Below are 11,969 nucleotides of genomic sequence, written 5' to 3'. Positions count from 1 at the left end.
CTTCTTCAGTGTATCCATCTTGTCGCGCACCGGCGGCACGGCCTTGAAGAAGTCTGCGGCCTCCTCGACAGTCATGTCCAGGACGTCGGAGATCGACTTGCCCTTGAACAGCACCTCCAGGGTTTCGCGGTTGTAGCGCTTGCCGTGGCAGACATCGCAGGTGACGTAGACGTCGGGCAGGAAGTGCATCTCGATCTTGATCAGCCCGTCGCCCTGGCAGGCCTCGCAGCGGCCGCCCTTGACGTTGAAGCTGAAGCGACCCGGCCCATAGCCGCGGGCCTTGGACTCCGGGAGCCCCGCGAACCAGTCGCGGATCGGCTGGAAGGCGCCGGTGTAGGTGGCCGGGTTGGAGCGCGGGGTGCGGCCGATGGGCGACTGGTCGATGTCGATGACCTTGTCGAACATCTCCAGCCCCTCGATGCGGTCGTGGGGGGCCGGCGCGTCGGAGGCGTTGTGCAGGCGCCGGGCGGCGGCCTTGTACAGGGTCTCTATGGTGAAGGTGGACTTGCCGCCCCCCGACACCCCGGTGATGCAGGTGAAGGTCCCCGCCGGGATCTCGCCGGTGACATTCTTTAGGTTGTTGCCGGTGGCGCCAATGACGCGCAGCACCTTCTTCTTGGAGATCGGCCGACGGTCCTGCGGCACCTCGATCTCGCGGGCGCCCGACAGGTATTGGCCGGTCAGGCTATTGGGGTTGTCCATCACCTGCTGGGCGGTGCCCTCGGCGACGATCTCGCCCCCGTGGACGCCGGCGGCGGGACCCATGTCGATGACATAGTCGGCGCTCAGGATCGCCTCCTCGTCATGCTCGACCACCAGCACCGAGTTGCCGAGGTCACGCAGGCCCTTGAGGCTTTCCAGCAGCCGGGAATTGTCGCGCTGGTGCAGGCCGATGGAGGGTTCGTCCAGCACATACAGCACGCCGGTCAGGCCGGACCCGATCTGGCTGGCCAGGCGGATGCGCTGGCTCTCGCCGCCTGACAGGGTGCCGGATCCGCGCGAGAGGTTCAGGTAGTCCAGGCCCACATTGACCAGGAACCGAAGGCGATCGTTGATCTCCTTCAGGATCCGGCGGGCGATCTCCATCTGCTTGTCGGTGAGCGTATCGTTCAGCGCCGTGAACCACTCGCCGGCATGGCGGATGGAGAGACGGCTCACCTCGCCCACATGCTTGCCGGCGATCTTCACCGCCAGGGACTCAGGCTTCAGGCGGTAGCCGTCGCAAGCCTCGCACGGGGTGTCGGACTGGTAGCGCCCCAGCTCCTCGCGGACCCATGACGAGTCCGTCTCGCGCCAGCGGCGTTCCAGGTTCGGCAGCACACCCTCGAAGGTCTTGTTGACCTCGTACTTCCGGGCGTTGTCGTCGTAGATGAACTTGATCTTCTCGGTGCCCGATCCATAGAGGACCACGGTCCGGGCCGCCTCGGAGAGCTTCCACCACGGCTCGTCCATCGAGAACCCGTAGTGCCGCGCCAGCGCCTGCAGAGTCTGGGTGTAGAGCGGGGAGGGCCCCTTCGACCATGGCCCGATGGCGCCCTTGTGCAGGCTCTTGTCCTTGTCGGGCACGATCATGTCGGCGTCGAAGGCGAGCTTCGCCCCCAGACCGTCGCAGACCGGGCAAGCGCCATAGGGATTGTTGAACGAGAACAGCCGCGGCTCGATCTCGCTGATCGTGAAGCCCGACACGGGACAGGCGAACTTTTCCGAGAACAATATCCGCCGCGGCTCGGTCTCGCCCTGCGCGACGTCGGCCCATTCGGCGTTGGCGATCCCGTCGGCCAGCTTCAGCGCCGTCTCCAGGCTGTCGGCGTAGCGGCCCTCAAGGCCCGGCTTGGTCACCAGCCGGTCGACGACAATGTCGATGTCGTGCTTGAACTTCTTGTCGAGGACCGGGGCGTCCTCGATCGGATAAAACTGTCCGTCGATCTTCAGGCGCTGGAAGCCCGCCTTCTGCCACTCGGCGATTTCCTTGCGGTACTCGCCCTTGCGGCCGCGCACCACGGGGGCCAGCAGGTAGATCCGCTCGCCCTCGGGCAGGGCGGTCAGTTTGTCGACCATCATCGAGACGGTCTGGCTCTCGATCGGCAGTCCGGTGGTCGGCGAATAGGGCACGCCGACCCGCGCCCACAGCAGGCGCATGTAGTCGTGGATCTCGGTCACCGTGCCGACCGTCGAGCGCGGATTGCGGCTGGTTGTCTTCTGCTCGATGGAGATGGCCGGCGACAGGCCCTCGATCAAGTCCACGTCGGGCTTGCTCATCAGCTCCAGGAACTGGCGCGCGTAGGCCGAGAGTGACTCGACGTACCGGCGCTGCCCCTCGGCGTAGATGGTGTCGAAGGCGAGCGAACTCTTGCCCGACCCCGACAGCCCGGTCAGCACCACGAGCTCGCCGCGCGGAATGTCCACGCTGACGTCCTTGAGATTGTGCTCACGCGCCCCGCGCACGCGGATGAAGTTCAGCTGTTCGGCCATGTTTTTCCGGAAACGCCAACCGCCCGCCGCCTTGAGCGGGCCTCGCCTAATGTAGTTCCGAGACTCAGCGATAACACAGGAACATTATGCGAACAAACGCCGCATCCGTGCGATTGGTGGGTCTCGCGGGCAGGCGTAACGCGCCGCTGGGCCAAAACAGGTCAGCAGCGGTGTCAGCATAGGCTTACTTGGCCTGGGCCACCGCATCGCGAACGTATCCGTTGGCGGCTTGGCGCGCCTGTTTTGAAAGCTCGATCCGCCCGAACCGCGCTCTTAGAAGTATGACCGCCAAATCTTCCGAACCCTCCTCGAAATTCGCACGTTCGGCGCCGTCGAGCTCGGGGCCGTTGTAGACGAACAGCAGCCGGTCGAGACTCGCCGATCCAGCCGCCGTCGAACCAGACGCCTCCCACTGCGTTTGACCCCATGGCTGTTCGGGCGAACCTATTCGGAGAGACCGAAAATGATTCAGCGTGCATCGAAGATGGCGATCGCGGGAGCGATGCTGTTGGGCGTCGTGAGCCTAGGCGGTTGCGCCACCAAGTCGTTCGTCAATGAGCAGGTCGCTGTCGTCGACACCAAGGTCACCGCGCAGAGCGCCCAGATCGCGGGTGTCGACGCCACGGCTCGTGAAGCCATCCAGCGCGCGGACGCCGCGGGGAAGCTCGCCGAGGGCAAGTTCGCCTATTCGATGGTCTTGTCGGACGACAGCCTGAAATTCCCGGCGGCGAAGGCCACGCTCTCGCCCGAGGCCCAGGCTCGCCTCGACGCGCTCGCCAGCAAGTTGCTCGGCGAAAATCGCAACGTCTATGTCGAGATCCAAGGCCACACAGACGCCAGCGAAGCCAAGAGCGGGGCCTATCGGCTGGGCGAACAGCGCGCCGAGGCCGTCCGACGCTATCTCAGCCAGAAAGGCGTCGCGTTGAACCGCATCGGCACGATCTCCTTCGGCGCCGAGACGCCGGTCGCCCCGACCACCGACCGCGCCGGCCGGCAAGCCAACCGCCGCGTGGTGCTGATCGTCCTGTCCTAGGCGGGCGCCGGCTCAGCCGAACGGCGCCGAAGTCTCTCGGCGCCGTTCGCGCTTTTGTGCGCTGACGGTGTTCGGTGTTCCTGCCAGACTTCGCCCCAGGCGCGCATGCGCTGTGGCGAGGGGGCGGCGATGACGAGATTGGCGTTTTTCCGCAGAAGCGTCCTGGCCCTCACGGTGGCCATGGGCCCCATGAACGCGGGACCCTTCGCCGCCGCGGCCAGGGCCGAAACCTACATCCGCTGCGAGAGCCGCGGCGACCGCTATACCGAGTGCCCCATCGTCTCGCACGGCTATGTGCGTCTTTCGCGCAATCTCTCGAACGCGCCCTGCACACAGGGCCGGACCTGGGACTACGACAAGCGGCGGATCTGGGTCGATGACGGTTGCCGCGCCGAGTTCGTGGTCGAAGATCGCAGCGGTTCCAGCGGCGGATCGGGCGCGGCGGTGGCGGCGATCGCGGTGGTCGGCCTGCTCGCCCTGGCGGCCGCGAACCAGAAGAAGAAGGAGAAGGAAGCGCGCGATCGTGACGACTACCACTACGACGACAACTACGGTCGTGGCGGGCACTCGTCGTATCTGCCGAGTTGGATGGTGGGCGAGTTCAGCGGCTACAACATGAACCGGGGCGCCGACGTGCGGATGACCATCCGGCCGGACGGGCGCGCCACGGCCTGGATCAACGGACAGTCCGTCGACGGCTACGTCAACGACGAACGGCTCTATTTCGGCGATCACGAGTTCTACGTTGACCGCGCCGGGGACGGCTTCAACACGCGGCAGGTCGGCGACAGCGGCAATCAGGTCCACTACTCGCGGCGATAGATCCGCGCCTAGGTTTCGCGCCGCGCGTAGTTCGGCGCGCGCTTCTCCAGGAAGGCCGTCACACCCTCGGCGAAATCGCCATCAAGACTGGCGAGGATCTGGTTGCGATCCTCCATGGCGATAACCGCCTCGAGACCCTGGGCGTCGATGGCGTGGTTGAGCGCCTCCTTGGTCAGGCGCAGGCCCAGGGGCGTGGCGTGCAGCATGTCGGCGACGAAGGACTGGGCTTCGGCCTGGATAGCCTCGGGCGCGACGATCCGGCTGACCAGGCCAAGCTGATAGGCCCGGTCGGCGTCGATGAAGCGGCCGGTCAGCATGTACTCGGCGGCCACCGACGAACCGACCATACGGGGCAGGAAGTAGCTGACCCCGATGTCGCAGGCCGTCAGACCGATGCGGATGAAGGCCGCGTTCATTCGGGTGCGCGGCGTGGCGATCCGAATGTCCGACGCCAACGCCAAGGCGAAGCCGCCGCCGCTGGCCGCGCCGTCGACGCAGGCGATGATCGGCTGGGGACAGCGGCGCATGGCGATGACGATCTCGCTGATCTGACGCTGACCCGTGAGCGACGCACCCACCGAGCGCCCGCCCGGGGCCTGTGTGTTGCGCTCCTTCAGGTCCAGCCCGGCGCAGAAGGCCGCGCCGGCGCCGCACAGCACCACCAACCGCACATCGCGCCGCCAATAGAGGCCCACGAAGAAGTCCCGCAGTTCCTCCACCAGCTTGCGGTTCATGGCGTTCAGCCGCTCGGGCCGGTTCATGGTCGCCCACACGACATCGCCGTCGGTGCGAAGATCGAGATGCTCGTAGGTCGTGTGAGACATGGGTTCGGCTCCAGGTGGCGCGCCCAGCAGACGCCTCGGCCGTAGGGTCAGGCAAGCCCCCAACGAGGGCGCCTCCGCGAGGCCAAGCGCTTCAAGAAAGTTTCACGCGATTCAACCGGCCGATGCGCTAAGCGACTGACATCGTGGGGGATCGGGCATGTCGCGGACGGCCCTTCCCGACCAGTCCAGAGGGCGCTCAATGCAACAGTTCAAAGTCGCGGTTTCGGCCGCGCGCCACGCCAAGTTCGCGGCCGCCGGCCTAGTCGGCGCCGTGGCGCTGGCCGCCGCCGCTCAGGCCCAGGCCGCGGTCATCCAGATCGCCGCCCCGGACGCGGCCTATGTGTCGGCCACCACGCTCCTGGCGATCACCGCGCCGGACTTCGACATCGTCACCGGTCTGGGTGACAGCGACCTGACCCTGACCTTCGACGCTAGTGAGGCGCGGACTGTCGGCGTCACCTGGCTGACCTGGGGCTCGCAGCCGGACACCGAGGGTGACAGCCCGCGCGTACTGTTCAGCCAGGCCGCCACCCAGATCACCTTCGACTTCTCACGGCTGGTCTCGACCTTCGGCTTCGAGGCCGAGCCTGACCTGTTCACATCCGACTTCACGGTCGAGTACTATCGCGGCGGCGTCTCCCAGGGGACCATCACCCGCACCATCGACGGCCTGGGCGGCGCGCGCCTCCTGGCCGCCAGCGGTCAGTTCGACAAGGCGGTGGTGACCTCAGCCGGCGATCCCTTCGCCTTCGGACAGGTGCGCTACGCCCTCTCGGTGGTGCCGGAGCCGGCGACCTGGGGCCTTATGATCCTCGGCTTCGGCGGAACGGGTGTCATGCTCCGCCGCGCGCGGCGGACGGGGCTCGCCCTGGCCTGATCGGCCGCGTCGCTCCCGACCGAAATGCAGAACGCCGCCGGTCCCAGGACCGGCGGCGTTTTTCGTGCTGAGCGTGCCGCCGCCTCGCGAACGAGGCGGCGGTCTCGCGTCTAGAACAGGATGCTGTTGGAGACTTGGTTGACGCCGATCAAGGTGATCGAGCCGCTGGTGGTCCCGCCCAGGCCCAGGAAGGTGTCCATCACGCCGTCGCCATCGGCGTCGAGATACTTGATCGAGGTGACCCGCGCGCCGTCCAGCAGCCGTAGCTTGTCCTCGCCCTTGACGAAGTCGAGGATCCAGTCGGCGCCGCCGCCGCCCGCGCCATAGAGATAGACGTCGCGACCCTCGCCGCCCCAGTAGCGATCGTCGCCCTGGCCGCCAGACAGCGAGTCGGTTCCCTGGCCGCCATAGAGCGAGTCGGAGCCGCTATCGCCGTAGAGGACGTCGGCGTCACCGCCGCCTTCCAGCTTATCGCCGCCGTCGCCACCCGACAGGGTATCGGTCCCGCCGCCGCCCTGAAGCGTGTCGGCGCCGCCGAAGCCGGCGATGCTGTCATTGGCCGCGCCGCCCTTGAGCAGCTCGGCGAACGAGCGGAAGTCGAACTGGGCGACCGCAGGTTCATGGTCCGAGAGGGCTGGATTGACAGCGCCCGCGCGGCTCGAGAAGCCGGTGTTCAGATGGACGATGTCGTACGAGGCGACATCGGCCAGCGCCTGGTCGACGACCACATGGTCGATGGCCTGATTGCGGCCGTCGAACGCGTAGGTGTAACGCTCGGCCTCTGACAGTTCCGATACCGTGAGGTTGGTGAACCGCGTGCCGTCCGCCCGCGCCGTGCCGTCGACATTGACGTAGCCGGTCAGGACTTCCATCGGACGGTAGAAGTAGAACTCGTTGAAATCGCCGCCCGCCACGATCTTGGCGCCCGGCGCGACGTCGGTGATGTGGTTCATCACGCTCCAGAGATCGTCGCCGATGGCGTTGCGCTGGGCCCAGTCGCTGTTGGCCGGCGCGCCCGCGTCGATGTTCTGATCGCCCTGGTAGAAGTTGCCCGATCCGCCTTTGGACGGCAGGTGGTTGGCGCTGACATAGACAGTCTGGCCGTTGAAGACGAACTCGCCCAGCAGCGACTTGCGGGTGGTGGTCCAGTCGGCGGTGTCGATCCCGGCCACCTGGTTGTCGCTGATGGCGATGCGGTCGCCGGCGTCGCGCAGGTTGTCGCCGATCCGGTCGGTGAACTGGCGGCGCTCGGCGATGGTGGCGTTGGCGGCCAGGTCGCCCAGTTGCACCCGCTCGGTGTTGTAGAGGAAGCCGACGCGGATGTTGCCGTTGGGTTCGCCGCCCTCGGCGTTGTTGGCGGGAAGCTCGTCCACCCACTGATAGGTCATGCCGGTGGCGGTGGAGACGGCCTGGGCCAGACGCTGCCAGCCGATGTCGGCGTTGGTGTCGCCGGCGCCCGCGCCATTGTTGTCCTGCATCTCCTCGATGCAGATGATGTCCGGCGAACCGAGATTGCCGGCGATGGCGCGGCCGATGTCGTTGAACTTGCCAACCCCGCCCAGCAGGCCTTCGTCGGCCGTGGCGTCGTCGCCCGGATCAAGGTTCTCGACGTTGAAGGTGGCGATCCGCAGGCTGCGGGCGTCGGCGACCAGGTCCACGGTCTCCTGGGTGGGTTGGGCGGTGAGGCCCGAGGTGTCGATGGCGTCGGTGACGTAGAGCTTGGCGTTGGAGAAGTCGAAGTCGATGACCCCGGTCACGTCGCCCAGCTTGTCGCCCATGGTCAGAAGTTGGTCGAAATCGGCGGTGCCGCCTCGGCCGGCCTGGCTGAAGTCCAGCTCCAGGATGTCGGGGTTGGTGTCGCCGTCGTGGATGTGGCGGCCGCCGCGGATCGTACCGTCTTCGGTGGCTGCGGTATCGGGGGGCGACAGCGGCGGGTCGCCGGCGATGGTGTAGCCGCCGCGGCTGTTGATCTGGGTCGCGTCGGCGTGAACCTCGGAATAGGCCTTGAAGCGCACAGCGGAGTCGGAGCCGGAGACGAAGCCGTCGGCCACCACCGCGTCGGGGAAGGTGACCCGCATGCCTTCGATGGTTTCGAGGAAGTCGAGGGCGTCGTTCTCAGGGTCGAAGCTGTCGCCGACGTCGTCGACGGAGTCTGTGTAGTTCGGATTGTCGTCCGACAGGATCGTGTTGGGGATCGCCTTGCCGGCCGTGCCGTCCAGGACCAGGGTCGGCAGCGGGCCGTTGGTGTTCGACTGGTTGACGATCACGGGGTTGGTCAGGAAGGTGCGCGGCACATTGGTCGCGAAGGCCTGATACTCAATGACATAGGCGGTTAGGGTGACTGTCTCGCCGACGGTTATCCCCGAGAAGGCGCCGCTGGTCATGGCCGATCCGGCGCCGGCGTCATTGCGGGTCATCACGAAGATGCCCTCCGACGTACGGAAGTCGCTGTCCCAGTCGAGCGTTTCCTCGGCCAGGAAGAAGCCCTGCAATTGGCCCGAGGCGTCGACGGCGGTGACCACGGCCTGCACGGTCACCTGGGTGGTGGAGACTGTGTTGAAGGTGGCGAACCCGTCGGCGGCCAGGATCGGGCTGTAGAAGGCCGTGCCCTGGATGTCGTGGATCTTCAGGGCGGCCGGCGGCGCGGCGTCGTCGTTGGTGATCGTCCCAACGCCCTGCGCGTCGGTGATCACCGCTCCGCCCGTCGCGTTGGTCAGGTTGAGAAGAACGGTCTCGTTCGGCTCGATGACGGTGTCGCCGGACACCTGGATCGTGACGGTCTTGGGCGTGGTGTCGCCCGCCGCGAAGCTGAGCGTGGTGGGGCCCGCGGCCACGTAGTCGGTTCCCGCGCTCGCCGTGCCGTTGGCCGTGGCGTAGTCGACGCTGAAGGCTCCAAGGCCGCCGGCGCGGGTGATCGTGAAGGTCAGCAGTTGGGTGCCCGCGTCGCCCTCGGTCACGCTGGCGTCGGAGACCGAGACGCTGGGCGGCGAGGGCGCGCCGCCGACCAGGGTCTGGCCTGCATTGGCCGCGCCGGGGGTAGGGGCGCCCGTGAGCTTGGTCCAGGTGAAGTCGCCGTAGCCGTCGCCCGACCCAACCAGGCCAAGGGAGGACTGGCCGACGGCCTCCGTACCGTTCTCGCTGACCCCGATGTCGACGCTGGTCTGGCCGTTGGCCGGTCCGTTGGAGGCCGTGAACACGCCCTCATAGCTGATGAGCTGAACCACGACGCCGTTCGGGTCGACCAGGGCGAAGCCGTCACGTGCGCCGTTCTGGATGCCGTCCGCCGGCAGGCTGACGGAGAAAAACCCGACGCCGGTTCCGGTCTGGTCGGCGACCACGCCCGAAAGAGCGATGCTACCGGGCGAGCTGTAGGTCACCCCGGCGCTGGCCGTGTTGCCGTTGTAGCGGACCAGGGTCCAGCCGGTCAGGTCCGTGCCCGCCGCCGCGGCGATCTCGATGAACTCGCCGCTGTCCGCGCCGGTGTTGTCGTAGTGAAATTCGTTGATCCAGGCCATCTGGGCTCCCCCGGGCTACGCGTGGGCGCGAAGCAAATCGACGCGGCGCAGAGGCGCCGCCTACAGGGGCGGTAGCGCCGCCGAGTGACGGCGTCGTGACGTGAAGATGAAGGTCGCGTGCGGATGCGCGATGGGGCGATTTCAGGCGTCGCCGCCGTCGGCTACGACCCCTTCAGGCGGTCGGCTTCCTTGAGCACGCGCAGGGCGTTGCCGCCCCAGAACTTGGCGAGGTCTTCCTTGCTGAACCCGGCCTTGATCAGCCGCTCGGTGAGCACCGGGAAGTCGGAGACGTCATCGAAGCCCTCGATCCCGCCGCCGCCGTCGAAGTCGCCGGAGATGCCGATGTGGTCCTTACCGGCCACCTTCGCCGCATGCAGAATGTGCTTCATCAGGTCGTCGAGGGTGGCGCGGGGCACGGGATACTGCGCGTCGATGGCCGCGCGGGCGGCCTTGTAGGCCTCTCGCTTGTCGGCGGGCACGTCGCGGGGCGCGCCGTAGGTCTTGCTGAGTTCGGCCAGGGCCGCGTCGCGCGCGGGGTTCTTGGGGATGTCCATCATATAGCCGGTGAAGGCGTTGATCTGGATGACGCCCCCCTTGGCCGCCAGCGCGCGAAGGCGGTCGTCGTCGATGTTGCGGGGATGGTTGAACACGGCCTTGGCGCCGGTGTGGCTGAGGATGATCGGCGCCTTGGAGAGCGCCAGCATCTGGTCCAGCACTAGGTCCGACGCGTGGCTGGCGTCCAGCAGGACGCCAAGGCGATTGGCCTCGGCGACGAACTGCTTGCCCAGCGGCGAGAGGCCGTTGAACTCAGGGCCCTTCGGGTCGGTGGCGCTGTCGCCCAGGTCGTTGTTGGCGAAGTGGATGGGCCCCATCATGCGGACGCCCAGGTCGTGGAAGGTTTTCATCAGCGTCAGGTCGCCGGCCATCGGCGATGAGTTCTCGATGCTGATATAGGCGAAGCGCTTGCCGGCCTTGGAGATCGTCTCGGCGTCCTCGGCCTTGGTCGCCAGGGTGAAGAGGTCGTGGTTGCGCGCAACCAGTTCGTGAATGACCACCGCGCGGCGCAGCGCGGAGTCGCGGTTCGCGGCGTTAGCGGCGGCGCTCCGAGCGCCCTGGGGCGTGAAGATCACGAAGAACCCGCCGTCGACCCCGCCCTCGACCATGCGGGGATAATCCACCTGGCTGCCGTCGGACACCTCGTGCCGGGCGCGGATGTCAAAGCCGGGGACGGCGGCGTTTGCCGGGGTGTCGAAGTGGGTGTCCAGCACGATCAGGCTCTCGTGCAGGGCCTTGGTCGCGGGACTGACCTTGTCGGGCGCGGCAAGGGCGGGCGCCGCGGCGAGCGCCGCGACCAAGGCCAGGGGAACACCGAACTTACGCAAGTCACCACCTCCATCGATTTGAAGGCGCCACAGTGCAGGGTTCCGCCTGGCCGGCGCAAGGTTCAGCTCCGATCGATGCGGGCGGCGAAACATCCGTGCGCGGCGTTGTGGGCGTGCAGATAGGCCGCGGCGGGGTTGTCGAAGGCGCGCCGGATGGCGGGATCCAGCGCCTCGTCGCGCGCCAGGTCCGCGCCGATCAGCATGCCGTTGGCGTCGAAGATTCGCAGGGCGATGGGTCGGCCCTGGAACACCGGCGGCAACTCATCGACCAGACGCGAGGCCGCATGCGCCGTCTCGTTGACGAAGATGGCGTAGGCGCTGCGATAGGGCGTGTCGACGCTGTGGCTCTCGAAGTTGAGCAGCAGCAGGGTGTCGCCGGGCTCGGCGTCGGCCAGGGTGATGCGGCAGGGGTAGCCGGGCTTGGCGTCGGCGGTGCGGCGAACCACCCCGCGTTCGGCCAGCTCGGCGTCGGACAGGCCAAACAGGGGCTGGAAGGTTTCGAGCGGCAGGCCGCTGACGACATAGGACATTTTCGTCTCCATCAAGGTTGCGGGACATGGGTAGGGGCGCGCCGGCCGGCCGGCGCTCCGTTCGTTGCGGTGGCGTTCGAAAAGCGGGCGTCAGGCCGCGTCGTGGAAGATGACGCCAAGGGTGTGTCGGTGACCGCCGCGAACCTGGCTGACGCCGTGGCGCAGGTTGACGCGGTAGGTCCCGCGGGTGCCGCGCACCGGCCGGTGGTGGACGGCGAAGACCAGGGCGTCGCCCTGGCGCAGGGGGGCGACCTCGACGCGTGACTGCATGCGCGGCCGCTGCTCTGTCAGGACGAACTCACCACCGGTGAAGTCGACCCCGGGTTCCGAGAGCAGGATGGCCACCTGGAGCGGGAAGACATGCTCGCCGTAAATGTCCTGGTGCAGGCAGTTGTAGTCGCCCTTTGCGTACTGCAGCAGCAGCGGCGTGGGGCGCGACTGAACCGCGGCGTGTCAGCGCGCCAGGAACTCGGCGTGATCCTAGGGATAGCGCACACCGATCCCCATGGCGTCG

General features: G+C 67.3%; 8 protein-coding genes and 1 pseudogene. 3 read left to right on the top strand and 6 right to left on the bottom strand.

The window, feature by feature from the left end; all coding sequences use genetic code 11:
• Positions 1–2,472: excinuclease ABC subunit UvrA (uvrA, locus tag RMO04_RS16330; RefSeq protein WP_309645832.1), on the bottom strand; the 2,472-nt coding region annotated here is incomplete at its 3' end.
• Between the two features lie 463 nt (positions 2,473–2,935).
• On the opposite strand from uvrA, the gene RMO04_RS16325 reads away from it, so the two are divergent.
• Positions 2,936–3,505, top strand: coding sequence for an OmpA family protein (locus RMO04_RS16325; protein ID WP_309645831.1), 570 nt, complete (start codon positions 2,936–2,938; stop codon positions 3,503–3,505).
• A 129-nt stretch (positions 3,506–3,634) separates the two neighbouring features.
• Positions 3,635–4,327 (top strand): DUF3011 domain-containing protein, encoded by a 693-nt coding sequence (locus RMO04_RS16320; protein ID WP_309645830.1) that lies wholly within the window; start codon positions 3,635–3,637, stop codon positions 4,325–4,327.
• An 8-nt stretch (positions 4,328–4,335) separates the two neighbouring features.
• On the opposite strand, the gene RMO04_RS16315 is transcribed toward RMO04_RS16320, so the two are convergent.
• Positions 4,336–5,151, bottom strand: coding sequence for an enoyl-CoA hydratase-related protein (locus RMO04_RS16315; protein ID WP_309645829.1), 816 nt, complete (start codon positions 5,149–5,151; stop codon positions 4,336–4,338).
• 199 nt (positions 5,152–5,350) lie between these two features.
• Between RMO04_RS16315 and RMO04_RS16310 the strand changes: the two genes are divergently transcribed.
• Positions 5,351–6,028 carry a PEPxxWA-CTERM sorting domain-containing protein gene (locus RMO04_RS16310; RefSeq protein WP_309645828.1) on the top strand — a complete coding sequence of 226 codons (678 nt, stop codon included), beginning with the start codon at positions 5,351–5,353 and terminating at the stop codon, positions 6,026–6,028.
• Positions 6,029–6,138: 110 nt separating this feature from the next.
• Here the strand turns inward: RMO04_RS16310 and RMO04_RS16305 are convergent, their stop codons facing one another.
• The 4 genes and pseudogenes from RMO04_RS16305 to RMO04_RS16290 form a co-directional block, all read right to left on the bottom strand.
• Positions 6,139–9,543, bottom strand: a complete 3,405-nt coding sequence (locus RMO04_RS16305) for a Calx-beta domain-containing protein (RefSeq protein ID WP_309645827.1) — start codon at positions 9,541–9,543, stop codon at positions 6,139–6,141.
• Positions 9,544–9,704: 161 nt separating this feature from the next.
• Positions 9,705–10,925: a dipeptidase gene (locus RMO04_RS16300; RefSeq protein ID WP_309645826.1), complete on the bottom strand. Its 1,221-nt coding sequence runs from the start codon at positions 10,923–10,925 to the stop codon at positions 9,705–9,707.
• Positions 10,926–10,987: 62 nt separating this feature from the next.
• On the bottom strand, positions 10,988–11,455 hold the full coding sequence (locus RMO04_RS16295) for a DUF1203 domain-containing protein (RefSeq protein ID WP_309645825.1): 468 nt from the start codon (positions 11,453–11,455) through the stop codon (positions 10,988–10,990).
• Between the two features lie 90 nt (positions 11,456–11,545).
• Positions 11,546–11,908, bottom strand: a pseudogene (locus tag RMO04_RS16290) (2OG-Fe(II) oxygenase); the annotation flags it as partial.
• Positions 11,909–11,969: the final 61 nt, after the last annotated feature.

The organism is Phenylobacterium sp., assembly GCF_031412415.1.
GTDB lineage: Bacteria > Pseudomonadota > Alphaproteobacteria > Caulobacterales > Caulobacteraceae > Phenylobacterium.
The sequence above is the reverse complement of the archived record's forward strand: the minus strand, read 5'-3'. Positions and strand labels throughout refer to the sequence as shown.